Raw genomic sequence first — 24,827 nt, forward strand, 5'->3', positions numbered from 1 at the left:
GCAGGACAGGCTTCAGGGCGAACAGCACACCGTCATGATTCCAGGTGACTGAAACCCACCTCGAAGCGTTCGACCGAGACGATCCGCTGGCCCTCCCGTTGGGCGGATTCCTCGCGGATACGGGTGGCGTAGCTCTCGCTCGCCTCCATCGTCTGCTCGTCCTCCCACAAGGTCAACGACTTGGCCGTCCCCGAGGCCCGGTCGATGAGGTAGTAGACGCCCCGGAAGCCCGGAAGCTCCTGGACCTGCTTGACGATCGCTTCCGAATTCGCGGTCAGTTCTCCCCCTGCGGGAACGGGTGATCCCTGGTAGGTGCTCAGCCTCGCGAACATCGCCGACCGTCCTTTCCTGGCCGCACTGCCGGTCAGGAGACAGGCAGCTCCACGACCAGCGTGCCCCGGCGGGGCTCCCGCCGCACGCCGACGGCCGGTCCCGAGGCGGACGTGCCCCGCCGCGCCCGGCGCGAGCTCGGTCCGTTCCCCTGCGTGGGGCTTTCAGGCTGTCGACGAGTTCGTCGTGGCAGGCGGCGCCGAGATCGACCGCTCCCCCGACTTTCGCATTCAAGTGTCACTCATCACACCTTCCCGCTTGAGGGCACGGCCCTCGCGAGAAATGAGGTCGGGCAGCTGCGCGAGGAGATGGAAATCACCTCTCCACCCCGCCGTAACCACTGTTCAAACAATCCGAAATAGGACAAGTCACCAATACAGCGCATTCACTTCCTTTGCCTCCATAAGGCCCTTGATGGTGTGTCAGCCGAAAAGGCGCGTTGCATAATCGGGCCCGGTCGTCTCCGGAAGTGGTGGAGCCATCGGGGCACCGACTCATCCCCTCGGCGGAATTCCGCACCCGGTCCGATCTTCAAGGCGCTGTAAATGTCCCTGGCCAGCCGCACCCGCCTCGCGGCCCTGCTCGCCGCGTTCACCGTCGGCGCCGCCGGGGTCACGACCTGGGCCTACGGATACGGGAGCGCCCCGGAGCAGACGGCCCCCGAGGCGGGCTTCCGCCCGAGTGTGACCCAGGGCACGGTCGTTCAGGTCGTCGCGCACCCCGACGACGACCTCTTCTTCATGAACCCCGACGTGAGCCGCTCCATAGCCGCCGGCGGCAAGGTCGCCACCGTCTACCTGACCTCCGGTGAGTCCGACGGCAGGAACGAGGCCCACAGCCCGCACCTGGAGGACCCCGAGCAGCCGGCCGACCACGCCGCCTACGCGGAGGCCCGGCAGAACGGCATCCGGGCCGCCTACGCGCAGATGGCCACCGGTGACCGCGCCGGCGCGTGGGAGCGCAAGTCCGTACCCACCACCGGCGGGGGCAGCGCCGAGGTGGACGTCCTCGTCGCCCGGCCCGAGGTCAGCCTGGTGTGGATGCAGCTGCGTGAGGCTCGCAGCATCTCGGGCGACAATCCGGACAGCCTGCGCGGCCTGTGGGACGGCCGGGTCTCCGCCCTGGGCGCCCAGCTGACCTCCGGGACGCCGGTCGGGCCCTGGTTCTCCTACACCAAGGAGCAGGCCGTGGAGGCCATAGCGGGCGTCTTCGCGATGTACCGGCCGACCACGATACGGACGCAGGACCCGACGCCCGGCCGGTCGCAGGGCGGCGGCGCCTTCCACGACCACCAGGACCACATGTACGGCGCCCGCTTCGTGCAGGCCGCGGCCGACCGCTATGCGAAGTCCCCGGACCGGCCGCACTTCTCGGTCCAGAACTACGTGAGCTACCCCAACAGCGCCCTGCCTCCGACGCTCGACCCGCAGGCGGCCGAGGAGAAGCTCGGCTACCTCAAGACCTATGCCTGGACGGACCACCAGGACTGGTGCGGCAGCCCCGCCGGCTGCGGCGACCGCAAGACCGCGACCCGGCCCACCGGCGCCGGCTGGAACCAGACCATCCGCTACAGCCGAGGCGACGGCACCTCCTGGATGACCGAGGGCGTCTCCGGCCGGCTGTGGGCCTTCGCCGTCCTGGACGGCCGGATGGCGTACTGGTCGCGCAGCGGCCCCAAGGCCCCCTGGCAGGGGCCCCAGTTCCTCCCCGGCTCCGGGATCGACGCGGGCGCGACGGCGGCCCGGCTCCCCGACGGCAGGATCGCGGTCTTCGGCACCCGCACCACGCTGGGCGCCACGCCCCAGGAGTACGGGCGGGGCCTCGTGTACGCCGTCCAGGCCGCGCCCGGCGGTGCCTTCGGCCCCTGGCAGTCGCTGGGCACCCCGGACACAGACGACATATCGGGCACCTCGGCGATCAGTGCACCGTCCGTCGCCGTGGACCGCACGGGCCGGATGACCGTGTACGTACGCGACTCCGGGCGCACCCTGCGCGCCCGCGCCCAGGCGGCGCCGGACGGCGCCTTCGGCGCGTGGCAGGCCCTGGGCGGCGCCGGTCTGCAGGGCGAGCCGGTCACCGCGACCGACGGGGCGGGGCGGCGCCACGTGTACGCGGCCACGGCCCAGGGCGTGCTCGCCTGGATCCAGCCGGCCCCGGACGCCCCCTTCAGCGGCCCCTTCCCGACCGGTCTGCCGGCCACCACCGGTCCGCTCTCGGCGAGCCCGCAGGAAGACGGCGTCCGCCTGTACTTCCGCCGGCCCGGCACGGGCACCGTCCGTACGAGTCTGGCCACCGCGGGCGGGCCCGCGCCGACGTTCTCTCCCGTCACCGAAGCGGGCGGCGAGGGCGGCTACGGAGCCGTCGGCGTCGCGGGCCACGTGCTCGCGGGCCGCACGGGCGCGGGCACGGTCGGTGTGTCGGGCCCGGCCGGTGAGCCGTCCTGGTACGGGTCCCAGGTGCTCTACACGGGAGCACCGGCTGCCGTGGCCGAGCCGGACGGCACGGCGGTCGCCGCAGCCCTCGGCCTGGACGCCGGCCTGCACGTCACGACGGCTCCCCCGGCCGGGTCCGAGCCGCTCGACAGTCTCCCGCCCTCCTCCCCCTGGCACCCGGCGGTCCTGCCCTCGACGATCACGCAGGCCGGGCGCGCGGGCGCCGGGTGGCAGCGCTGACCGGTGCGGGCGAGGATGGCGGACGGACCACGTCACGGCCCGGCCGAGGCCGGCTGCTGACCGCCTGACCCCCTGACCAGTGGCGATCGGGGCTCCCATGACCGCTTGCTCCACCGTGCGCGGGCGCGCGGGACCGGGGGTCCGCGCCGTGGCCTCCGTCGCCGTGCTGATGGCCGTAGCCACCGGGTGCAGGAACGACGCCGCTCCGGCCTGGGGCTACCCGGAGCTCGGGGCGACCCTGGGATCGCTGTCGCGAACCCTGGAGGAAGGCTGTACCGGGACGGCCCCCGACGACTGCGCCGGCGACCTCGACCGGCTCGACGCCCTGGCGGAGCGCGCCTTCGCCGAGGTCCTCGACCACGAGCTCCTCGACGACGCGTACGTCGAGGCCAGGAACGAGGTGCGGCGGGCGAGGGAACTCCGCCTCACCGCCGCCGCACAGGCCCGGTCACTCCGTGATCCGCACCACCTCCCCCTCGGGCGGGCGGTGGCCGCCGAGCGGCTCGCCTATCGACACCTCCTGGCCGCGCTGACGAGGGTCCGCACCGCCCCGCCGCCGGGTGACGGCATCCAGCCCGTCTGAGCCCCTGCCGGTACGCCCCCCAGCGCGGCCACTACCGCCGCAGGGGCGGGGTGGGGAGCACCGTGCCGTCGAGCGCCACGAGGGACAGGACGGTGATGGAGCCCGTCCACGCGAGGGGAGCGACCGAGGAGGGCCTGCCCTCCCTGTCCACCTTCTCCGGCAGCTCGCCGAGCGCGTTCCTCTTGGACAGGAGCCAGTCCAGGACCTGCCCGGCCTTCGCCGGCCTCCCCGTAGCGGCCCACGCGAGCGCGAAGAACGCCGTACTGGGCGTCCAGGCGTTCCCGCCCCAGGGCGCGGTGGGGTCGTTCCCGGGGGTCAGCCCGCCGTTGGGCAGGAGCAGCGCCCGGTACGTGGCGTCCAGGGCCTCGGGCAGGCCGGCGGGGGCCTCGTTGAAGGGGGGCGCCATGAACGCCACCGCGCTGTCGTGCCCGTGCCGTCCGTCGACGGTGCGCTGGTAGCCCAGCGGAAGGAACCGCGCGGAGATCCCGGAGGAGAGCCGCCGCGCGGCCCGTGCCCAGCGCGCCGCGTCGTCCGGTCTGTCCACCTCCCGGGCGAGGTCCGCGGAGGCGTTGAGTCCGGCGAGCAGCGGCGCGGCCGTACCGATGTTCGCGGTGGTCGTCATCAGCTCCCAGTAGTCGGGCGAGGCCGGTGGCAGGCCGTCCTTCCGCAGGGAGCCCGCGGCGTGGTCGGCCGCCTTGCGGATCATCGGGTAGAGGGTGATCAGCCGGGCGTGGCGGGTGGCCCGCGGGGCCGTTCGGTACCACTGCCAGGTGGCCCAGGGGACCCAGCCGTCGGCGTCGAGCTGCCACCGCCTGCCGTCGGGCGGGCCGGTTCCGTCGAGCTTCGTCCGCGCCTCCCAGGTGCCGTCCTTGCGCTGGGTCGCGGCGCTGTGGCGCAGGATGCGGTAGGCCTCGGCGTCATGGCCGGTGTGCGCGAACGCGGCGGAGGCGAAGCTGGAGTCGCGCGGCCAGGAGTACTTCCAGCCGGGACTCCACCCCGCTGCCATGGCGCCGTTCGGCTGGAGCAGGGCGCGCATGGACAGCAGGGCCCGCTCGGCCGCCGCGCGCTGCGCGGGCGACCTGCCCGGGACCCGGCCGGAGGCCAGCCAGGCGCGGCTCTGCGCGATCTGCCGCCGGGCCGGCGGATGGCCGGGGGCGACCACGGCCGACGCCTTCGCGGCGGCGGGCAGGTACATCCACCGACCGGAGGCCAGCCGCAGGACGTTGCTCCCCTCGACGTACCGCGCGCCCTTGGCGACGGCCGCCGGCACGCCTTCGGCGGCGGTCGTGTTGGACAGGAGGCCGACGGTGGGGGCGGCGAGCATCGACAGGGGCGCGTAGCTGCCCTCCGCCTCACCGCGGCTCTGGTGGCCCACGGGCCGGACGAGCGCCGGCCGCGCGGTGCCGGTGTGCCGCCCGGCATGGTGGCCGGCGGCGCACAGGGGGACGGCGACGCTCGCCAGGGCAGCCGTGACGACCGCCCAACGGCCGAGCAGGACACCGGGCATCGTCACTCCCTCCGCCGGACCCGCGTACGCGTGGACGGCATTCCCCATCCTGGGAGAGCCGTGCGAGGGCTGCCACGGAACGCCCGCCGCCCGGGTGAGTGCGACGACACGACCCCGGTGCTGCGTAACCGTCCTGGCGCACCCCGGATGCCGGTCGCGGTGCGCCGTGCACATCATGGGGCTCGCGGGCCCGTGCGGTCACCGCGGTCGGCGGCGCATCGGCCGCCCCGCCGGCCGGGCCCCGCTGCGAAGGGGTGGTGGATGAGCACGGCTGCGATCGAGGGCGAGGACGTCCGGACCCCTTCCTCCGCGGTGGGCCGCGCAACCGGCCGCCGTCCCCTCCTGCGCGGGCTCCTCCCGGCGGCCGGGGCGACGCTCGTCGCGGCGGCCGGAGCCCTGATCTCCGTCGGCTGCTTCCTCGGTCTCTACGTACGGCCCACGTCCGACGACTGGTGCGCCGCGTGGAAGGCCCGCGATCTGGGCGTCCTCGGCATCACGTCCGACTTCTACCTGACCCAGAACGGCAGGATCGCCAACGCCTTCCTGAGCGGTGTCGTCTACGGCGACGGGCTGGCCGGGACCAAGATCCTGCCGACGGTCATCGCCGTCTCCTTCACCGCAGGACTGGTCCTGCTGGGGCGGGAGTTCGTCCGGTTCCTCGGCGGCAGACCCCGGTTGCTGGTCCTGACCGCCTGCGCCCTGGTCGTCCAGGCGCTGCTCTACTTCGGGGGCACCCGCAGCTATCAGGTGCTCCTGTGGGCCCCGGCGACGATCTCCCACACCCTTCCGAGCGTCATCGGCGTCTGGGCGCTCCTGCTGGCCGTGCGGACCGTACGCCATCCGCGTGCCGGAGTCCGCAGGGCGGGCTTCGCCTCGGCATTCCTCATCGGCTTCGCGCTGGGCACGCTGAGCGAACCGTTCGCGCTCGTCAGCGGACTGCTCGCCGCCGGGGTGGGGCTGCTGTGCCTGCCCCGCCTCGGGCTGGCGCGGAACTGGCGTCCGTTCACCTGGTGCCTGCTCTGGTGCACCGGCCTCGTCTGCGGTCTGGTCGCGCTCTACACCTCCCCCGGCGCCCGGTGGCGCCGGGCCCAGCAGCCGGACGAGGAGTCCATGCTGTCCCCGGGCGAACTCCGGGGCACCTTCGCGGACTGGCTGCACATGTGGGACTCCGTCACCGGCCAGTGGGCCTACCTCGGAGCCGCCGCCGTGGGCGTCCTCCTGGGCCTGGCGATCGGGGTCCGCGGGCCCGGGCCCGGGCCCGGGAAGCTGGAGCCGCGGCGGGCCGTCCCCCGCAAGGTGCTGGTCGCCATGCTGCTGCTCCCGGTGCCCGTTGTGGTGCTGGGGTCGTTCGCGGTGGTGGTGGGCCTGCGCAGCGGGTACGGCCCGAGCGGGTGGACGTACGCCCGGACCTGGACGAGCTACCTCGTACCGATGGAACTGGCGCTCTGCGGCTACGGCGCGCTGCTGGGAGCGTGGGGTGGCCGGTGGCTCTCGCGCCGCCGCACCGCCGACGCGGTCCTCGTGACCGGCGCCGTGGCGGCGGGCTGCCTGGCGCTGGCTTCGGTGGCCGCCCTCGTCCCCGGCGTCCAGCAGCTCACGACCACCACGGTCGCCCGTTCCGTGGCATGGGACGCCCAGAACTCCCGCATCCGGGCCGAGGCCGCGCGGGGGGCCACGGACGTGGGCTACCGGCCGCTGTACATCGGCGGGCTCGCCGAGCCCTTCTTCACGGGGGACTACGAGCGGGACTGGGTCGCCGCCTGCGTGTCGAGGTGGTACGGCATCGACCGGATCCACCGCTCCTGAGCCGCGACGGCGTCATCTGAGGGCGCGCCTCCTCCTACAGCCCGGTCGGCGGGTGTGTCCTTGACACCGCACGTGCCGAAGTCACCCGGAAGGCCTTCCGTCATGCCCCTGGACCCGTCCATCGCCGCGCTCCTCGAAGGCGTCAACGCGGCCCCGAGGACGCGCATTGCCGACGCCGACCCCGCCGTACTCCGAGAGGGGGAACGCCACTCGAATGCCCTGGTGGCGCCGAAGACGCCGCTCGAAGTCGGAGGCGTGGAGGACGGCACGGTCCCGGGGCCCGCCGGTCCCGTTCCGGTGCGGGTCTACCGGCCTGCCGGTGAGGGGCCCGCCCCGACCGTCGTCTTCTTCCACGGCGGCGGCTGGGTCGTCGGGGACCTCGACACCCACGACCATGTCGCCCGCCGTCTCTGCGGCGGTCTCCGTGCCGTCGTGGTCGCCGTGCACTACCGGCGGCTCCCGGAGAACCCGTTCCCGGCGGCGTTCGACGACTGCCTTGCCGCTGCCCGCCGGGTGGCCGACCGCATCGATGCGTACGGGGGCCGGCGCGACCGGCTGGCCGTCGCGGGCGACAGCGCCGGCGCGGCCCTGGCCGCCTCCGTCGCCCTCGCCTTCCGCGACGCCGGGCAACCGCTCGCCGCCCAGCTGCTCGCCTACCCGGCGACGGACCGCACCGGCGCCGGCTACCCCTCCCACGCCGAGAACGCGGAAGGCTACCTGCTCACCCGCGAAGACCTTCGCGACCTCACGGAGATGCTCCTCGGCGGCGACCGGACGGCCGGCGAGGACTTCCGGGCCTGCCCGCTGCGCGCGGCCGGCCACGCGGGCGTCGCCCCCGCCCTCATCGGGACCGCGGCGTACGACCCGCTCCGCGACAAGGGCCTGGCCTACGCCGACGCGCTGAAGGACGCCGGAGTCGAAGTCTTCGTCCGCGACTACGACGGGCTGGTCCACGGCTTCCTCAACATGTTCGCCGTCTCTCCGGCCGCGGAGGCGGCGGTCACCGAGATGATCAAAGAGCTCCAGGCTCTCCTTCGATGAGACGACGTGCCTCGGACCGCGGGCGAGGGGGTACGGGGCGGGCGGCTCGGGCTGTCAGTGGCGCGCTCTAGCCTTGCGGCATGATCTGGACCGCCGCCGCTCAGGACACCCTAACGCCCGTGCCTCCCGTACGGCGGCTCGCCGCCGCGCCCGCCGGGATCGCCGAGACGGTCGAGCTGACGGCGGCTCATCTCGACTCCGGCACGCACACCGTGGCCGAGTTCGAGCGCGCCCTCGACGGGCTCGTGCGGCAGGCGCACCGCGACCGCCGCGCACTCGTCACGGCCCTGTCCACGGCGCTGGGGCACCGCTACACCGAGGAGGAGACCGAGGCGCAGCGGCTCGGCGGGGTGGACGTCGTGGTGGCCACGCTGCTGGGGCGGGTGCCGGGGTACAGCCTCAAGCCCGCGTACGTGCGCCGGCACCGCGGGCACGAGGAGTGCGCGCAGGGTGGGCTGGAGCTGGTGGTCACCGCGCGGGTGCGCGAGATCGGCTACGCGCTGCTGTCCGGCCACCCCCTGCCCTTCCCGCTGGCCACGCCGACCTGGGACACGGGCGCGCTGGAGGCGGCCGATTTGGTCGAACGGCTCGCGGAGTACGGGCGGTTGGGCGTCCGGCCCCAGCCGGCCGATTTCGGCCAGGCGTTGCTGCGCGTACGCCGTGACGATCGGGCCGCTGAGGCGGCCGCCCGGCTCGGCACCGCCGAGGGCGACCGGCTCGCTGCCTGGCTGGGACACGGCCTACGCCCGGACGGTGAGCCGGGCACGGCGCTGCGCCGGGTCGTCGAGCCCGATCCGCAGGCGCACCGGGCCTGGTCGCGGACCGGCGCCGCCGTACCGCAGGTCACCTTCCTCAGCGGTGAACGACCGGTCCTGCGAGGGGAGTTCCCGGATGCCTTCCACTGGCTGGGCCGCCCGCACGATGGATTCACCCAGTGCTACCACTGGCACGGCGGGCATGCCGTACGGGCCGCGGTGCTGCCCGAGGACCGGGACACCCAGGCCGCTTGGCTGCTGCCGGAGGTGACGCTGGCCGCGACGGCCGGCGACCACGGCGGCGCCTGGATGCTGCCGCAGCTCGCCCGGCTGGGCGGGCCCGCGGGACCCGCGCTGCACGCGGCCGTGGCGGCAGGGCTGGGTGGGCGGGACCCGCGGAGCCGGCGCCCGGCGGTGGAGGCCCTGCTGGTGCTGGCGGCCCGGGGCGAGCTCGATGCCCCGCTGCTGGGCCGCGAGCTGGCCGCGATGGCGGCCCTGGGCACGGTCAAGCCCAACCGGCTGGCGGACGCGGCCCGTTCGGCCGCGGCGGCGGGCGCGTACGCCACCTTGTGGGCCGTCCTCGCCGAGGTGCTGCCGGTCCTCCTGCCCTCGGTGCGGGGTGCGGGCGAAGTACTGGCCGTCGCCGCCGAGTGCGCCGAGCGCTGCGGGGCGGTGGGACCGCTCCCGGCCGGGGTGGCGACGGTCGCGGCCCGTCCCGGGTCCTCCCGGCTGGTCGCGGAAGCCCGCCGCCTGAGCGCTGCACTCAGCGGCCCCCGCCTTGCCGGTGCGCGAGGTCAGTGAGCCGGTGCCGGTCGGGATGTCGCGGCCGTCGGAGGCGACGCCCGGGGTCGCGCCGTCGGACGGCGAGGCCGGGGGCGGTGGCTCCCCGCGCCCGGAGGCGCGACCCGGCCCGTAGGGCGCGGCCCTACGCGGTGTCGCCGGGGGCGTCCTGGACGGCGTCGCCGCTCAGGAACGCATCCGTGCCGGTGAGGCGGAGCAGCCGTCTCACCTGGCGGCTGGCGCCGGTGATCCGTAGGTGGCGGCGGGCGTGCTGGGCATCGTCGTGTGCGTGGAGGAGGGCGTTGAGGCCCGCACAGTCACAGAACGTGACGGATTGCAGGTCGACGGTGATGGTGCCGCGATAGGTGGTGAGGGCGACCAGGAGCGCTCCGCGGAGGCTGGAGGCGTTGTGGAAGTCGATCTCTCCGCAGACGACGACATGGGCGCTCCCCTGCGTCCCGGGGGTGACGCTCACCTGCAGGCGGGCCGCGTCGGGCGAGGCGGGAGCGCCGCTGCGGCCTGGGTCCAAGGTCTGGGTCATCTCACCCTCCCTGCGGTCCTGTCTCCCTCTAGCAGCATGGTCGGCACCGTGCGGACGTACGTCAAGAATTACATGAAAAATACAACGTACTTTGTGGAACAATCCCAAATCTGGGCATAGTGGATACATGGGAGATATCGCCGGTAACCGATCACCTTGGACCTTCCTGACCAGCCATGCACGGGTTCTCCTGGCGATCTCCAGGGATCCCGGCGTGCGCCTGCGCGAGGTCGCAGACATCTGCACCCTCACCGAGCGCACGGTCCAGTCGATCGTGACCGATCTGGAGGACGCCGGGTACCTGAGGCGTGTCCGAGACGGTCGCCGCAACCACTACGAGATCGCCCTCGGCGCGAAGTTCCGCCACCCCGCCGAGGCGGGGCACGACATCGCCGGGCTGCTCGCCCTCCTCGCCGAAGGACCCGTCCCGCAGTCCGCCGACACCTCCCCGCACGACTGGATGAGCCGTGAACCCGCCGAGAGGCGGCCCGCGCACATGAGGCGCGCCAGCCGGGAGAACGAGGGCAGCGGCGGCCGGCACACGTGACGCCCGGGCGCCGCACAGCCCGCCACTTTCGACACTACTCGCACCCGCCCGCCGCCGCGCATGAGCAGTCGGCGAACAGGTTGAGCTGGGCAAACGCACGTGAAACGCACATGGCGCCGCAAAATGCGGGTAGGTTCCGCACTAGGGGTGCGGCCCTGGCCACCATGGCTGCGACGGGGGCCGCACCCCCGCCGCGTCGGCTTCAGTCCTTCTCGCCGGCGTCGGCGGCCTTGGCGGCGATGTCGTCCAGGACGGTCTTCGGGTCGCCTGTCGGTTCCACCGCGCGGCCGATGTTGCGCTTGATGGTGTCGCTGACCGCCATCCAGGACGGTTCGTTCACCGGGTAGAGCCTGGCGGTGCGCAGGGCGGTCAGGAAGTCCGCGTCGACCGCGTCGAGGCCGCCGCCCGCCGGGGAACGGGCGGCACTGACCGTCGAGGGCAGCAGGTGGTAGCGGTTCGCGAAGTCCGACAGGTTCTTGTCCTGGTAGACGAAGTCCAGGAACATGCCGATCTGTTCGGCGTTGCCGTTCTGCCTGAACGCCATCATCCAGTCGGCCACGCCCACGGTGGGCGGGTTCTCCCCCGGGCCGAGGTCGTCCGACACGGGCATGGACACGGTGCCGACGCGGATGCCCTTGGCCCGCGCCTCGTGGACGAGCGACGGGTAGCCGTTGAGCATGCCGACCTCGCCGCGCGTGAAGGCGGCGAAGGCGTCGGCGCGGTTGAGCTCCGCGGGCGGGACCGGACCGGTCAGGCCGGGGGTGACCAGGTTGTCCTTGAGCCACTGGAACGTCTGGATGTTCTGGTCGGAGGCCAGGTTGTAGTTGCCGGCGCTGTCCGCGTAGCCACCGCCGTTGCTGAGCTCCCAGATCATCGCCTCGGCGTGCGCCTCCTCCGGGCCCAGGGGCAGCGCGTAGGGGTACTTCACGCCCTTGTCCTTGAGCGCCTTGGCGGCGTTCCTCAACTCCGTCCAGGTCTTCGGCGCTTTGACGCCGGCCTGGTTCATCAGGGTCTCGTTGTAGAAGAGTCGCCGGCTGCTCGCCACGAAGGGCAGGCCGTACAGGGTGGTGCCGACCGTACCTGCCTCGGCGAGCGGCTGGAGGAAGTTCGCCTCCGCGGTGACGGGGAGGAGATCTTCCGCGGGATAGAGCTTGCCCTGGGCCGCGAAGTCCGAGTAGGAGCCCATGAGGGCCATGTCCGGGGCCTTGCCGGCCTTGACCATACGGGTCACCTCGCGGTCGATGTCGGCCCACGGGAGCAGCTGGACCTCGACCTCGACTCCTGGGTGGGCGGCGGTGAAATCGCGGGTCACCTTTTCCCAGAAGACCTTGGAACTATTGGCCGGGTTGTCACCGTATTCGGCGGCCACCAGGCGCAGCGTACCGCTGCCGCTCGCGCCGTCTTCGAAAGCTCCGCATCCGGACAGCGGTGTCAGCAGACCGAGCACGGCCGCGGTGGCGGCCGTACCGAACATCCTTCGTCGCACGGGTGAATACCCCTGGTTCTCTTTCGGTTCCGGTTACTGCCCATGTCACTCCGGGCCGGGGGGTGCCCTGGTGCCCCGCCGTTGCCCGGTGGCCGGGATTCTCTCCTGATCACGGCGTGGTTGATTCCATCCGGGACGCATGTGTGGTCGATGACCCAACCCAGGGTTTCCGTGTTGGTGTTTTCCGACATGCGAGTACGGAACCGAACGGGGCAGCGCACACGCGTCTCCCGGCCGGCGGTTCAGAGGCGTTGGGCGCGGTGGAGGACGGTGTGGAGTCCGTGGGGCCGCAGGGCGGCTCGGGCGGCGTTCGCGCCGGGTGCGCCGTGGACGCCTCCGCCGGGGTGGGCGGCCGCGGAGGCGAGGTAGAGGCCCTTCACGGGGGTCTCGGGCCGGCCGGTGCCGGGGGTGGGGCGGAAGACGGCCTGTTGGTGCAGGGCGGCGGTGCCGTTGTTGATGGCGCCGTTGTGGAGGTTCTCGTCCATGGCCTGGAGGGTGGTGGGGGCCAGGATGCGGCGGGCGAGGATGCGTGAACGGAAGCCGGGCGCGAACCGTTCCACTTGCGCTTCGACGCGGTCGGCCATGGCCTCCTGTTCCCGGGTGTCCCAGCGGCCGGTGATGGCGTCGGGGCCGGCGTCGGAGGTGATCTGCTGCGGGAGGTGGGTGTAGGCCCACGCCGATTCCGTGCCCGCGGGTGAGCGGCCGGGATCCGCGGTGGTCATCTGGCCGAAGAGGGCGAACGGTTCGTCGGGGACCTGTCCCCTGGCGATCTGCGCGGCGAACCGGGTCAGGACGTCCATTCCGTCGGCCACGTGGACCGTCCCCGCCCCGGCGGCTTGCGGCGCCGTCCAGGGCACGGGGCTCGTCAGCGCCCGGTCGACCTTGAAGGTCGAGAAGTCCCACTGGAAGCGCGCCAGGTCCCGCAGGAGGCGGGCCGGAAGGTGTTCCTCGCCTACGAGGTCCCGGTACAGGATCGGCGCCGACGTGTCGGCGAGCACGGCCCGCCGGGCGCTGACCGTCTCCCCGCCGGCCGTTCTGACCCCCACCGCCCTGCCGCCCCGTACGACTACGGACACGACCCGCTCCCCGCAGCGCAGGCCGCCCCCGCGGCGCCGGAGGCGGCTCACGAGCGCCGCGGTCAGGGCGCCGGAGCCGCCGACGGGAGCCGGAAAACCGTGACTCTGTCCGAGCATCGACATCAGCCAGCCGAAGCCCCCGCCGCCGGTCGTCTCGGGGGCCAGGTCGGCATGGAGGGCGTTGCCGGCCAGCAGGAGCCGTCCGCCCTCGCCGCGGAACTCCTCCTCGCCCAGGCGGCGCACCGGCAGGACCAGGCTGCGGGCCAGCCGCAGCCCTCCGGCGCCCCGCAGCTTCGCCGCCAGGCGGAGTCCGGCCCGGACCGGCGGGAAGGGCGTGAACAGGGACCGGACCAGATCGGGGCCGACGCGGCTCCACGTGGCGTACATCTCCCGCCAGGCGTCCCCGTCGGCCTCCGCCAACTCGGCCAGCCCGGCCGCGGTGTCCTCCGCGCGGCGCTCCAGCACCGCGCAGCGGCCGTCACCCAGAGGGTGGGCCAGCACGCGCGGGGCGTGGCTCCACCGCAGCCCTTCCGCGGCGAGGTCGAGGCGGGCGAGGACCGGGGAGGCAGCGGCCAGCGGGTAGAAGGCGCTGAACAGGTCGGACACGTAGTCGGGGTGGACGCCGCGGTCGCTGCGCACCGCCCCTCCGGGCTCCGTCTGCGCCTCCAGGACCTCCACGCTCCACCCCGCGTCCACCAGCAGGTTCGCGGCCACCAGTCCGTTCGGGCCCGCGCCGATCACCACCGCGTCAGGCATGGCGGACCTCCCGATGCTCTTCCTCCACGAGGCCGGCCAGACGGGCCGGCATGCCCCGGTGCCGGAGCTGGAGGGCCGCTTCGCTCACGGGGTTGTGGAAGGTTCCGGCGGGGCCGCGCAGGGGGTGCTCGTCGCAGACGACGAGGGTCTCCTCGCCCCACGGCCGGAGCTGGAGGAAGATCCTCGCGGTGCCGAGGGCCTTGAACGACGCCTCCAGCTCCAGCTCCCTGCCGGGCTCCCGGTGGCGCACGGTCGTCACCCCCTCGACCGACCAGGGGCCCAGCTTCACGGTGTAGCGCAGCCGGGAGCCGAGCCCGGGCCAGTCCCCGTCGAGGGGCGTGGAGCTGGAGGGCCCCACCACCCACTCCCGTACCGGGTCGGATCCGCGAGTACGGTCCAGACCGCGTGCGGGGGGCGTCTGACCAGCTGATGACGGACGGCCATGGGGGATGCCTCCTGCCTGGGCTGACGGTTCACGGCGAGGCCGCCTCCCGGGGCCGGGAGCACGGGGCCGGGAGCACGGGGCCGGGGCCAGGGCCGACGGCACGGGACCGCGCTGCGAGGCGGACGTCAGGGTCATGGGGCGCGTACCCGGATCACCTCGCATCATGCCGGGACGACGGTGCGGGGGGGGGGCACGGCACGTGCTCCAGACGGGCGGCATCACCGGTGTCCGTGCCTGAGTGCCCTCCGGGCGGTCAAAGAATGCCCAGAGGTCTGTTCGCGCCCGTCAGCGCCGGTTGGAGGAAGTACGTGGATGCGAGGGCCGCCACGGCGGCAGGTGGGGCCGCCCTGCTCGGGCTGCTGCTGTCGGGATGCGGGGCCGGCGCCGCCCGCGTGGACGGCGCGCGGGACGCCGGCCGGGCATTCGGCCGGGCTCTCGCTCTACGGGACTACGCGGCAGCCTGCGCGCTGCTGGCCCCCGACACCCGCGCCCAGGTCGAAGCGGACGAGAAGCGGGCCTGCCGGCCCGCCCTGGAGGCCCAGGAGCTGACGCCGCCGGGGAAGGTCCGCACGGTCGAGGTGTACGGGCGGCAGGCCCTGGTCCGCGCCGAGGGGCAGACCTTGTTCCTGTCGCAGTTCGCCGGAGGTTGGCTCGTCGTCGCGGCCGGCTGCACACCGCGGTCGGACGGGCCCCACCGCTGTGTCGTGAAGGGCGGCTGAAGGTGCGCGTTCTCTTCGTCGTCTGCCTGGTCGTGATCCTGGGCGGGCTGGCGTACTTCCTTGCGATCGGGGCGATGTACCGGTGAACCGGGAGCGCCAGGACCGGCGGCGCGCGAACTTCTGGAGGGACAACAGCCTGACCCTCGTCTTCGGGACGGCGTTCCTGTTGGCCCTTCTCGGTCAGGCTCTGGCCGGGCACGCCGCGTTCAACGAGGAGCTCGCCTCGGAGGGTCTCCAGCAGCTCGGCTTCGGCGAGTACGCGATGTCATCGGACTTCGCCGTGGACGTCACCGAGAACTGGCAGTCGGAGTTCCTGCAGTTCTTCCTGTTCGTCTTCGGCACGGTGTGGCTGGTCCAGCGCGGTTCGCCGGAGTCCAAGCAACTCCACAAGGTCGGCACCGAGTCCGACCGCGAGCAGCGCATGGGCGATCACGCGGGGGAGGACTCCCCGACGTGGGCCGGCACGAAGGACTGGCGGCAGCGGCTCTACTCCCGCTCGCTGGGGCTGGTCATGGCCGTACTGTTCGTCCTGTCCTGGCTGGCCCAGTCGATCGCCGGTGCGGCCGCCTACAACGAGCAGCAGTTGCGGAAGTTCCAGGACCCCGTCGGGTGGAGCGGCTACGTGGCCTCCCCGGACTTCTGGAGCAGGACCCTGCAGAACTGGCAGTCGGAGTTCCTGGCCGTGGCGGCGATGGCGATCCTCTCCGTCTACCTGCGCCAGCGGGGGTCTCCCGAGTCCAAGCCGGTCGGCGCCGCCCACACCTCGACCGGCGTCGAAGGCTGAGGCGGCCGGTCGGGCCGTCAGGCGGCCGGGCGGCCGGTGTCCGTCCCGCGGGGACCGATCACCCCCCGCGCGCTCCCCCGCCGGGGTGGTTCCCGGGGTCCAGTGGGCGCAGTACGGCACGGCCCGCGGGCGCGCGGGCGCTCTCCGGTACGAAGCTGTGCGCTGCTCCCTGCACGCCGCGAAGACGGAGGTCCGTACGCCCATGACCCACGCACACCTCAGACCGGCGGACCGGGGCCGCGCAGCGGGCGGGAGGGCCGGGGTGCTGGCCGCGCTCGCCCTGGGCCTCGTACTCGCGCTGCCCGGGACCGCGCTGGCCGCCCCCGGCGATCTGGATCCTTCCTTCGGGCCCGACGGGCGGGTGACCACCGCCTTCCCCGGCTACGCGGAAGGTCACGACATCGCGCGGCAGGCCGACGGCCGACTGGTCGTGGCGGGCCTGAGCGAGGGCGGCTTCGCGCTCGCCCGCTACGACACCGACGGCGGCCTCGACCCCACCTTCAGCGGCGACGGCATGGTGACCAGCGACTTCGGCGGTGGCAGCCACACGGGCAACGCGGTGGCGATCCAGCCCTCGGACGGGAAGATCGTCGTGGCGGGCACCACGGAGGTGATCGCGGAGGAGGGCGGCGGCTGCTGCTTCTTCTCCGTGGCCCGCTACAACACCGACGGCAGTCTGGACACCGGCTTCGGTGACGGCGGCCTGGTACGGGTCGACGAGTTCGGTGGTTCCGCGGACGGCGCGGACGTGGCGGTACAGTCCGACGGCAAGATCATCGCCGCGGGCAAGGGCGGCGGTGGCGGCTTCGCCCTGGTCCGCCTCGACACCGAGGGCAACCTGGACCCGAGCCTCGGCGGCGACGGCGCGGTGGTCGCGGGCTTCACACCCACCTCGCCCCAGGACGCCGGCGGCATCGCCCGCGGCATGGCACTCCAGCCGGACGGCAAGATCGTCTCGGTCGGCTACGTGGGCAACACCGCCTTCGACATCGGGGTGGCCCGCTACCTGCCCGACGGCAGCCTCGACACCACCTTCAGCGGTGACGGCATGGTGACCGCGGACTTCGGCGGCACGGAGTTCGGCCACGCCGTGGCGGTGCAGACCGACGGCAAGATCGTCGCCGCGGGTTCCGGCGGCTTCGGTCTCGCCCTCCTCCGCTACAACGCCGACGGCGGGCCCGACACCGGCTTCGGCACCGGCGGGCGCACCTCGGTCAACTTCCCCGGCGACGGCGGAATCGCGTACGGCATGGCGCTCCAGCAGAACGGCAAGATCGTCCTCGCCGGCCGCGGGGACGACCCGAACAGCGCCGAGGCCAACGACTTCGGCCTGGCCCGCTTCAACACCAACGGCACCGTGGACACCGGCTTCGGCGGCGACGGCTTCGTGGTCACCGGCTTCGGGGACTTCGACGAGGCCCGCGGGGTGCTCGTACAGCCGGACGGCAAGATCGTCGCGGCGGGCTACGGGGCGGGCTTCGCCTTCGCCCTCGCCCGCTACGAGGGCGGCGACGGGACGGCGGTGCCGAACGCGGACCTGTCGGTGACGCAGGCCGGGACGGCCACCGCGAGCATCGGCGACCGCGCCTCCTACACACTGACGGTCTCCAACTCCGCGGCGTCCACCGCCACCGCGACGGGCGTCACGCTGTCGGACACGCTCTCCGGGGCCGGTGTCACCCTCACCTCGGCCGCTGCCTCGCAAGGCACCTGTACGACCACCGCGACGGGGGCCAACTGCGCCCTCGGTTCCCTGGCCCCGGGTACGAGCGCGACGGTCACGGTGACGGCCGAGCCCCGGGCCACCGGCACGCTCACGAACAGCGCCACCGTCAGCGCCGACCAGCAGGACCCCACGAACACCAACAACACGTCCACCGCGACCACTTCGGTGAACAACGCCCGCGGCTGCACGATCATCGGCACCAGCGGCACCGACACTCTGAACGGCGGCTTCTCCAACGACGTGATCTGCGCCCTCGGCGGCAACGACACCGTGCGCGCGAGCTACGGCAACGACACCGTCCACGGCGGCTACGGCAACGACAACCTCGACGGCGCCTTCGGCGACGACACCCTGAACGGCGGCCCGGGCAACGACACCCTGACCGGCTCCTACGGCAACGACCGCCTCACCACCACCGACGGCGTCGCGGGCAACGACACCGCCAACGGCGGTCTCGGCACCGACACCTGCACCACCGACCCGGGCGACATCCGCATCAGCTGCCCCTGACGCGCCCCTGATCCGTACCTTCCCCGACCCTTCCGCACCCCTTCCCCGAGAGCCGTCGCCGCCCACGCCGCGACGGCTCTCGCAGGCAAGGCAGGGGGCCTGGGGGAATCCGGCGGCGGCGGTCAGGCCGGGGCGTTCCAGGCCGCCGTCAGCCCGTCCAGCCACGCGGGCGGCAGCTCCGCGGCGTCCCACTCCTCCCGCAGCCTCTGGGGCGCGGTGACGAGCCGCTCCAGCACGGCGATGCTCGTGGCGGAGTGGACGAGCGAATAGCGGCCGTGCACCGTGATCCCGCTGCCCGGTCCGAACGCCGCGAACAGCCGCTCCAGCCGGGCCCGGTGGGCCGCGGTGAACTCCGTCAGCCGCCCGGCGTACCTGGCGCGCTGCCGGGGACTCATCGTACCGAGGACGGCGGACAGCACCTCCTCGGTCACCTCCGGATCCAGCTCCGAGACCGCGGTGAACGACAGGTACAGGGGCGTCACCGCCACCCGCGCCCGCTCCACCTCCATCCGCCCGGCCCGCGGACGCTCCACGGCCGCGCCCGCCTGCCCGTCCGCTCCCACGACCTCCTGCAGGGTCCGCTCGGCCACCCCGCCGAGTTCGTCCAGGAGGTCCGCGGCGCCGTCGAGCCAGCCCGACTCGTACACCTCGCCCTTGTCCCCCGGCGCGCTGCGGTCGCCGCCGCTCAGCTCCTCGTGCGCGAGGGCCAGCGCACCCGCCTCCACGAGCCCGATCAGTTCCAGCGCGTCACCGGAAGGGACCCCCGCCCGCGCGAGGAGCTGCAGCAGCGTCGTCCTCGCGTTGTCGACACTGACCTCGTCCGGCCACTGCCGTCCCTCGTCGGCCGTGCTCATCGGGTCCTCCTCATCACTCTGGTGTGCGGCGTCTGCACGCGACACACTCCCTTCGACGGTCCAACGCCCGGCAGCCGGGGTCTGCTCCCGGCGGCGCGGCCCTCGCCTCGGCGTCGAACCAGCCCCAGTCCGTTCTTTCACATCATCCGGCTGACCAGGCCGAAAGAAACGGCCTGGTGCGTACGGATCGGGGCCGTTGGTGCCGGCCTCGCACTCCTCGACGACGGGATCCCGCTGGTGGGGCCGGAAACGTCCCGGTTAGCATCCGACGATGATGACGCCGGCCGACAAACCCTTCCAGGACGCGGTGCGTCGAGCTGACGTCGGCTGGTTGTCCAGCCGTCTCGACGCGCAGCTCTGCCCGCCGGCCGTCTTCGGACGTCTCATCCGGCACGAGGATCCCCGCCTGCGGTACCTGGGGTTGGTCCTGATGACCGAGCGCGTCACCTCGGGCAGGACGGGCGACGCGCTGGAGATGGCCGAGCTGGCGGGGCTGCTGCCGGTATCGGTGGAGGGGCCGCCGGAGGCGGTACTCGTCCTGGCGCGGCTCCATGAACGACTGGGGCCGTATCTCCGGGGGCTGACCTGGCCGTCGTGGCGTACGGCTGAGCTGCCGGCACGGGTACGGATCGCCTGGCTGCGCGCTGAGCTTCTGAACGAGCCGACGGTGATCCGCAAGGAGCCTCCGGGCGAACTGCTGTACCAGGCCGTGCGGGAAACGACCCTCGCCTGCGCGCACCAGCCCGCGCAACTCGTGAACGAGCTGGTGAACAGCGGTGACCCGGTGTTGCAAGCAGCGGCGCTGCGGCTGGCCCGGCAGGGGTTGCACGCCGGTCTGCTGGCTCCCGCGCTGGTTCGCGAACATCTGATCAGCCTGCTCGGTGTGGGCAGCGCATCCGTAATCGCCGCCGTGCTGGGTGAACTCACCGAGCCGTGGGCGGCGTTGGATTCACTGCCGCTGGGACTCCTGTCCCCCTTTCTCGTTGCCGATTCGGTCGTCACACGGCCCGAGGCGGCCGATGCCGCGCTCGCGGCCGCGGCCCATCACGGGCACGGTGGGCTGCTGTGGCAGGTCGTCGACGATCCGGAACTGCCGCCGGGGCTTCGCCGGCGCGCGATGGAACTGCTCGGCGACCTGGCGGACCGCGATGACATCGGCGCGTTGGCGGCCGTCGCCGCACGGGACCCGTTGCTGTTCGGCGGGCCGGCGGTGACCTGCCTGCGCGGGCTCCACCGGCGCGGGCACTTCCCGGACGGTGCGCACGTCCCGTCCATCCTCGGCCTGGCTCTGGCCGATCACTCGATCGCGCCCCACGAGGTCGCGACGATCCTGTTCACCTGCCGCCAGGTGGTGTTCCGGGTACTGGTGGACGCGCCCGCCGACGATCCGAGCTGGCCGCGGCGGCTCACGCTGCTGGTCGCCCTGGCCGGACAGGGGACGGGGGAACTTCCGATCGGGGACGCGATCACACGGATTCTTCCCTCGGCTCCCCTGCCGGGGCCGTTTCTGGACGCTATCCGCGCGTTGCGCCATGCGGAGGCCGAGGACGCCGTGATCGCTCTCCTGCCGTCGGCGCCCGCGGCGGCCCTGGAGGCTCTGGAGGCCATCGGCGGGCACCGGACGGTGGCAGCGTTGAGGGAAGGGCTCGGTCTCGCCCCGGAGGAGAGCGGGGGCGTGATCGCGCCGCATCTGCGCGCGGTGCGCAACCGCGCCCTTGAGGTGCTGTGGCATCTGACGCACGATCCGGAACAGCGGCGCGCCGTCCTCGTCCGTCTCGATCCCGCCGATCTGCCGGCTCGTATCGCGGCGGATCTCGGTGGCCCGGACGAGCAGGAACTGGCCCTCCTGAGTTCCCATCTGGACCCGGACGAGCCGGTGGCGGCGCTGTGCGGACTGGCCGCCCACGGCGGCGCCGGCACGCTGCCGGTCATCGCGGACCTGCTCCTGCGCATCGTGGCCGAGCTGGCGGCGTCCCGGGAGCCGGGCGGAGCCTCCCCACGACTCGAAGGCGGACAAGCGGCCGGGGAACCCGTCGTACCCCAGGAGATCCTGGATGCCGTACACGGCCTGGGCCGTCGTCTCCACGAGCGGCGACGGATCAGGCCGTCCTGCCTGCTCGACGCGGCGACCGCAGGAGAGGCCGGACACGCTCTCGTCGCGACCATGACGCTGGATCTGCTGGACCGGCCCGGGCTGTCGAGCGGCGAGCAGGCGATCCTGCTCGAACTCCTGCTCCGGGCCCCGTACGCGCGCACCCGTGCGCGGGCGCACCGCCTGCTGCGGCACCGCGACCGGCACGTGCGCAAGCACGTGATCGCGTTGCTCGCCCGCGACGCCACGGGGGACGACGCACAGGCGCTGTCGGCGACCCTGATCGCGCTGACCGCCGCCCAGGACGTCCAGACCGTCCGGCAGGCGCTGCTCGCCCTCGGACACGCGCGGGCCCGCTGGGCCTCGACCGCGGTCGCCGCCTGTCTCGGGCATCCGAACATGAACGTCAAGAAGACCGCCGCCGGGGTTCTGGTCCGCGCGGGCACGCCCACGGCGGTACCGGCACTGCTCTTCTGGCTCGGGCATCACGACAATCCGGGCCTGCGCGGCACGCTCGTCGAGGCGTTGCGCGCCATCCTGGGCGAGGCATACCTGGCGACCGTCCTCGCCGCCGCCGAACACAGCGAAGACCGCCGCGCCCGCGAACTGCTGCTGGAAGGCCTCGACCGGACCGTGCCGGCGCGCTCGGTCCTGGCCCTGGACGACCAGGCGTCACGGGTCGTACCGACCCTGCTCGCCCTGGTGGCGACCGGCCGGGTCCGCCTCGCCTCCGGGACCGTCGAGGACCTGGCGACGGCCATGGCCGAGCACGGGATCACCGCGCCCGCCGCGCCCCGGCCGGCGGTGGACATCACAGCGGACCTCGACGTCAGGTCGCTGACTGCGGCGGGCTGGAATCCGTCGGCCGCCCTGCGCATCGCCGAAAGGCACGAGCTGCCGCACCCCACCCAGCTGCGGGTGCTGCGGCCCATGCTGCCGGACTGGCTTCGCCTGGCCGGCTCCGAACCGGCTGCGCGGGGGCGCGTACTGCGGCTCACGCTGCGGCTCTGCCCCGCACCGTGGACGGCCGGGGAACTGGCGGCCTTCGCCCGGTTCACCGGGGTCCTGCTCGACGGGCTCGACGGAACCGACGGGACCCACGGGACCGACGGGACCGACGGGACCGACGCGGCCTCGGCAGAAGACCGGCACGACCTCTTCGAGGTGCTCGAAGCGGTCGCGCCGACCCTGCCGGCGGTCGAGAAGCAGGCTGTCGTCGACGCGGTACGCGCGCTGCCTCCCGCATCCGTGCCCGCGGGAAGCCGGTCCACGCTGACGCTGCTGCGCAGCCTCGGCGCGGTGCTGGTCCGCGCCGACCTCGAGCAGGCACTCGCTTCGGCCCGGCTGGGCGCCAACCCCTGGCAGGCCGAGACCGCTGTGCTGCGGGACGCCTTCGCCATCCCGCAGTCCCCCGAAGCCACCGCGCCGGCCGGAGCCGGGGCCGAGGCGTGGCGAGCCGCGCTGGAAGCCGCGGTGCGCACACCGGGCGCCCTGGAGGAATGGCGCCGGCTCCAACGGCAGCACGACGGCGTCCCCGGCTCCCGGGACCGTCTGGCCGCGCTGATCGACGTCTACGCCTCTGCCGGCCCCGAGGTCCGCGCCGCCCTCATCGACTGGATGACGGCGATCCAGCCCCTCGACGCACCGCCCTGGACCATCGCCGAGACCACCCACGCGCCGGTGCCACGACCGCGGACCGTACACAGCGACGACCTCGACCAGCCCCGTTCTGCCGCACTGCGGGAGCGCCTGCTGGCCATGCTCCAGGCGTCCGCCCCGGACCGCCGGCACACCGCGGCCCTGGCGCTCTTGGAGTGGCCCGAGCCCGAGGCGAGGCTTCCCGTGCTGCGGGCGTTCCTGCAAGGCCACATCGACGTACCCGTCGGTGCCGACCTGGCCCGCACGCTGAGTGCCCTCGGCGAGACGGAACTCCGAGCGGAGGGCATCCTGCACGACAGGGTGGCTCTCGCGGCAGGCCGGCTCGACCCGTGGGACCTGGAACTGCTGGTTCCGTTGCTGCTGGAATGGTGGGAGCACGACCCGCCGTCCAGCAGCTCCGCAGCCGGGCGGGCGCTGCGCCGGGTCCCCGCCGACGTGCTGGCGCAGCACCTCGCCGAGCGCCTCGACGCCGGCGCCTGGGGGTTCCTCGACCTGCTCTGCGGGCGTCCCCTGCTGCGCACCCCTGCGCTGACGCGGACCTGCCGGCGGCTGCGCGCCGAAGGACGCGACGAGCTCGCGGACGGGCTGCTCCTCGTCGAGGGTCCGCTGCGCGGCCCGGACACCGTACGGCAGGACGCCGCCGCGCTGGCGGCGCTCCGTGCGCGCGCCCCGGCCGAGGCGACCGGAGCGGCACAACTCCCCTCCCGACAGGAGTTGTTGGAACTGGCCCGAACCGGCGATCCGGTGCGGGTACGCCAAGCACTCACGCGTCTGGCCGAAGGACACAGGGGACCGGACGCGGACCAGGACCCCGGCCTGCGGGACCTGATCGGCGAGTTGCTGCATCACCCCAGGCCCAAGGTCCGCCTGCACGCCCACCGGACCTCGCGGGCGATGCTGGACCGGCAGACCTACCTGCACCACACGTCGGTCCTGCTGGACGACCCCCAGCCGGACCTGGTGCGCACGGCGATCCGGACTCTCTGCCACGCTGCCTGGGCACCCGCGGTCCCCGCCGTGACCCGCATGCTGGAGCACTCCCATCCCGTCGTCCGCAGGACCGCGGCCGAGGGGCTCGTAGCGATGGGCACGCCGGCGATCCCCGCTCTCCGACATGCCGCCGGCCATGTCCGTCCCGACAAACGGTCCCTGTACACGGAGGTCCTCGAACGGATCACACAGAACGCGACCCCCGAAGCCGAGTAGCGCCCTGACGATGAAGGGGTGAGGTCTCCGCGCCAAAGGGCCTCCATCGGCCCTCGATACCGCCCTCTCAAGGCCGTTGGCCGCTGCGACGGGCCTTCCACACCTGGTGCTTGGAGTACACGTCGGTCCACAGGACGCTGCGCTCGACTGCTGTGACGTCGTCGAGGGTGAGGCCGAAAACGTCAGCGAGAGCGCCGAACCAGTCGCTTTCGTTGTCCAGTTCCCGTTGGCTGCGGCCGGTGATGTCCGTCCGGCTCAGTACGCAGCCCTCGAGCGCATCCACGCCGTGGGGATCCCTGCGGATGGCGGAGACGACGCGGACGAAGCCCGAGTCCGGCGACGTCGACAGTTCCCGGTGCCATTCGATGAAGTCACCCGGTCCTGCGGGGGCCAACGAGAAGTCCATGCCGATGAAGGTTCCGCGCGGGTCGTGGTCGAACCGCCAGCCGCCCGGCTCGACGCCCGAGCGTGTCAGCCGGTAGGTGAAGGGACCTTGCCGGTAGGTCGCCGCGCGCAGGGGAAGCGGTTCGTGCAGTGCGTCACCGAGCCCGACGTCGACGAACCATGACTCGCCTTCGCACGCCACAACGAGGCAGAGGTGGTTGCCGGTTGCTCCCGGCGGCGGGGCCTGTGACGTGCTGTGGACGCCGCCACGATGCCAGGAAACGGCGTAACCGAGTGCTCGCAGAAGGGTGGCGAAGGCGCCGTTGAGATGGAAGCAGTACCCGCCGCGCCCGCGCAGGATCCGGGCGATGGACTCCTGCGGATCCACGGTGGTCGGCCGACGCAGATGGATCTCCAACGTCTCGAACGGTACGCGTTCCACGTGCGCTGCATGGAGCGCGCGCAGTCCGGCTGTCGAGGGCGGGCCCGGATCCGGGATCCCCAGGCGTCGCAGGTAGCTTTGCACATCGGCTTTCCGCATGTCTGCGACGCTAACCAACGGTACGGA

At 73.2% G+C, this 24,827-nt stretch carries 18 protein-coding genes; 10 read left to right on the forward strand and 8 right to left on the reverse strand.

The genetic code is table 11. The annotated features are described in order from the left end of the window. Window positions 1-32: 32 nt before the first annotated feature. The gene (locus tag AB0D94_RS20210) at window positions 33-332 is read right to left on the reverse strand and encodes a hypothetical protein (protein ID WP_362053494.1); all 300 of its coding nucleotides are present in this window, start codon (window positions 330-332) and stop codon (window positions 33-35) included. 543 nt (window positions 333-875) lie between these two features. Here AB0D94_RS20210 and AB0D94_RS20215 point away from each other — a divergent pair. Together AB0D94_RS20215 and AB0D94_RS20220 are read left to right on the forward strand one after the other, a co-directional pair. Next, complete coding sequence (locus tag AB0D94_RS20215; protein ID WP_362053497.1) at window positions 876-3,002, forward strand: PIG-L family deacetylase; 2,127 nt, start codon at window positions 876-878, stop codon at window positions 3,000-3,002. A gap of 97 nt (window positions 3,003-3,099) precedes the next feature. Continuing rightward, the gene (locus AB0D94_RS20220) at window positions 3,100-3,585 is read left to right on the forward strand and encodes a hypothetical protein (protein ID WP_362053500.1); all 486 of its coding nucleotides are present in this window, start codon (window positions 3,100-3,102) and stop codon (window positions 3,583-3,585) included. A gap of 31 nt (window positions 3,586-3,616) precedes the next feature. Here the strand turns inward: AB0D94_RS20220 and AB0D94_RS20225 are convergent, their stop codons facing one another. Continuing rightward, entirely contained in the window at window positions 3,617-5,092 is a 1,476-nt protein-coding gene (locus AB0D94_RS20225; RefSeq protein ID WP_362053503.1) for a hypothetical protein, read from the reverse strand. Window positions 5,093-5,353: 261 nt separating this feature from the next. Between AB0D94_RS20225 and AB0D94_RS20230 the strand changes: the two genes are divergently transcribed. The 3 genes from AB0D94_RS20230 (at window position 5,354) to AB0D94_RS20240 (ending at window position 9,495) form a co-directional block, all read left to right on the forward strand. Next, a complete protein-coding gene (locus AB0D94_RS20230; protein WP_362053506.1) occupies window positions 5,354-6,898 on the forward strand; it encodes a DUF6056 family protein in 1,545 nt (514 codons plus the stop codon). A 102-nt stretch (window positions 6,899-7,000) separates the two neighbouring features. Further along, window positions 7,001-7,939: an alpha/beta hydrolase gene (locus AB0D94_RS20235; protein WP_362053509.1), complete on the forward strand. Its 939-nt coding sequence runs from the start codon at window positions 7,001-7,003 to the stop codon at window positions 7,937-7,939. 80 nt (window positions 7,940-8,019) lie between these two features. Further along, complete coding sequence (locus AB0D94_RS20240) at window positions 8,020-9,495, forward strand: DUF6493 family protein (RefSeq protein ID WP_362053512.1); 1,476 nt, start codon at window positions 8,020-8,022, stop codon at window positions 9,493-9,495. Window positions 9,496-9,619: 124 nt separating this feature from the next. On the opposite strand, the gene AB0D94_RS20245 is transcribed toward AB0D94_RS20240, so the two are convergent. Next, window positions 9,620-10,015, reverse strand: coding sequence for an STAS domain-containing protein (locus tag AB0D94_RS20245; RefSeq protein ID WP_362053515.1), 396 nt, complete (start codon window positions 10,013-10,015; stop codon window positions 9,620-9,622). Window positions 10,016-10,142: 127 nt separating this feature from the next. On the opposite strand from AB0D94_RS20245, the gene AB0D94_RS20250 reads away from it, so the two are divergent. Then, window positions 10,143-10,562 (forward strand): helix-turn-helix domain-containing protein, encoded by a 420-nt coding sequence (locus AB0D94_RS20250; protein WP_362053518.1) that lies wholly within the window; start codon window positions 10,143-10,145, stop codon window positions 10,560-10,562. A gap of 202 nt (window positions 10,563-10,764) precedes the next feature. On the opposite strand, the gene AB0D94_RS20255 is transcribed toward AB0D94_RS20250, so the two are convergent. From AB0D94_RS20255 to AB0D94_RS20265, 3 genes are all read right to left on the reverse strand, one after another. Then, window positions 10,765-12,036, reverse strand: a complete 1,272-nt coding sequence (locus AB0D94_RS20255; protein WP_362053647.1) for an extracellular solute-binding protein — start codon at window positions 12,034-12,036, stop codon at window positions 10,765-10,767. Window positions 12,037-12,290: 254 nt separating this feature from the next. Then, window positions 12,291-13,880, reverse strand: coding sequence for an NAD(P)/FAD-dependent oxidoreductase (locus tag AB0D94_RS20260; RefSeq protein WP_362053521.1), 1,590 nt, complete (start codon window positions 13,878-13,880; stop codon window positions 12,291-12,293). Then, window positions 13,873-14,238, reverse strand: coding sequence for an SRPBCC family protein (locus AB0D94_RS20265; protein WP_362053525.1), 366 nt, complete (start codon window positions 14,236-14,238; stop codon window positions 13,873-13,875). The genes AB0D94_RS20260 and AB0D94_RS20265 overlap by 8 nt, the downstream gene beginning before the upstream one ends. A 395-nt stretch (window positions 14,239-14,633) precedes the next feature. On the opposite strand from AB0D94_RS20265, the gene AB0D94_RS20270 reads away from it, so the two are divergent. From AB0D94_RS20270 to AB0D94_RS20280, 3 genes are all read left to right on the forward strand, one after another. Beyond that, window positions 14,634-15,044 (forward strand): hypothetical protein, encoded by a 411-nt coding sequence (locus tag AB0D94_RS20270; RefSeq protein WP_362053527.1) that lies wholly within the window; start codon window positions 14,634-14,636, stop codon window positions 15,042-15,044. Window positions 15,045-15,126: 82 nt separating this feature from the next. Further along, the gene (locus tag AB0D94_RS20275) at window positions 15,127-15,828 is read left to right on the forward strand and encodes a DUF6766 family protein (RefSeq protein WP_362053530.1); all 702 of its coding nucleotides are present in this window, start codon (window positions 15,127-15,129) and stop codon (window positions 15,826-15,828) included. 202 nt (window positions 15,829-16,030) lie between these two features. Continuing rightward, window positions 16,031-18,064, forward strand: a complete 2,034-nt coding sequence (locus tag AB0D94_RS20280) for a calcium-binding protein (protein WP_362053533.1) — start codon at window positions 16,031-16,033, stop codon at window positions 18,062-18,064. A 122-nt stretch (window positions 18,065-18,186) separates the two neighbouring features. Here AB0D94_RS20280 and AB0D94_RS20285 read toward each other — a convergent pair whose 3' ends face one another. Beyond that, a complete protein-coding gene (locus AB0D94_RS20285; protein ID WP_362053536.1) occupies window positions 18,187-18,918 on the reverse strand; it encodes a hypothetical protein in 732 nt (243 codons plus the stop codon). A gap of 271 nt (window positions 18,919-19,189) precedes the next feature. On the opposite strand from AB0D94_RS20285, the gene AB0D94_RS20290 reads away from it, so the two are divergent. Next, complete coding sequence (locus AB0D94_RS20290) at window positions 19,190-23,875, forward strand: HEAT repeat domain-containing protein (protein WP_362053539.1); 4,686 nt, start codon at window positions 19,190-19,192, stop codon at window positions 23,873-23,875. Between the two features lie 67 nt (window positions 23,876-23,942). Here the strand turns inward: AB0D94_RS20290 and AB0D94_RS20295 are convergent, their stop codons facing one another. Further along, on the reverse strand, window positions 23,943-24,800 hold the full coding sequence (locus tag AB0D94_RS20295) for an arylamine N-acetyltransferase (RefSeq protein ID WP_362053542.1): 858 nt from the start codon (window positions 24,798-24,800) through the stop codon (window positions 23,943-23,945). Window positions 24,801-24,827: the final 27 nt, after the last annotated feature.

Source organism: Streptomyces sp. NPDC048255 (assembly GCF_040652415.1).
Taxonomy (GTDB): Bacteria; Actinomycetota; Actinomycetes; order Streptomycetales; family Streptomycetaceae; genus Streptomyces.

Coding starts and splice junctions, on each gene's coding strand:
- AB0D94_RS20220 (WP_362053500.1), top strand. CDS start 3,100: ATGACCGCTTGCTCCACCGTGCGCGGGCGCGCGGGACCGGGGGTCCGC.
- AB0D94_RS20230 (WP_362053506.1), top strand. CDS start 5,354: ATGAGCACGGCTGCGATCGAGGGCGAGGACGTCCGGACCCCTTCCTCC.
- AB0D94_RS20245 (WP_362053515.1), bottom strand. CDS start 10,015: ATGACCCAGACCTTGGACCCAGGCCGCAGCGGCGCTCCCGCCTCGCCC.
- AB0D94_RS20260 (WP_362053521.1), bottom strand. CDS start 13,880: ATGCCTGACGCGGTGGTGATCGGCGCGGGCCCGAACGGACTGGTGGCC.
- AB0D94_RS20215 (WP_362053497.1), top strand. CDS start 876: ATGTCCCTGGCCAGCCGCACCCGCCTCGCGGCCCTGCTCGCCGCGTTC.
- AB0D94_RS20285 (WP_362053536.1), bottom strand. CDS start 18,918: ATGAGCACGGCCGACGAGGGACGGCAGTGGCCGGACGAGGTCAGTGTC.
- AB0D94_RS20250 (WP_362053518.1), top strand. CDS start 10,143: ATGGGAGATATCGCCGGTAACCGATCACCTTGGACCTTCCTGACCAGC.
- AB0D94_RS20240 (WP_362053512.1), top strand. CDS start 8,020: ATGATCTGGACCGCCGCCGCTCAGGACACCCTAACGCCCGTGCCTCCC.
- AB0D94_RS20290 (WP_362053539.1), top strand. CDS start 19,190: ATGATGACGCCGGCCGACAAACCCTTCCAGGACGCGGTGCGTCGAGCT.
- AB0D94_RS20295 (WP_362053542.1), bottom strand. CDS start 24,800: ATGCGGAAAGCCGATGTGCAAAGCTACCTGCGACGCCTGGGGATCCCG.
- AB0D94_RS20280 (WP_362053533.1), top strand. CDS start 16,031: ATGACCCACGCACACCTCAGACCGGCGGACCGGGGCCGCGCAGCGGGC.
- AB0D94_RS20235 (WP_362053509.1), top strand. CDS start 7,001: ATGCCCCTGGACCCGTCCATCGCCGCGCTCCTCGAAGGCGTCAACGCG.
- AB0D94_RS20225 (WP_362053503.1), bottom strand. CDS start 5,092: ATGCCCGGTGTCCTGCTCGGCCGTTGGGCGGTCGTCACGGCTGCCCTG.
- AB0D94_RS20210 (WP_362053494.1), bottom strand. CDS start 332: ATGTTCGCGAGGCTGAGCACCTACCAGGGATCACCCGTTCCCGCAGGG.
- AB0D94_RS20255 (WP_362053647.1), bottom strand. CDS start 12,036: ATGTTCGGTACGGCCGCCACCGCGGCCGTGCTCGGTCTGCTGACACCG.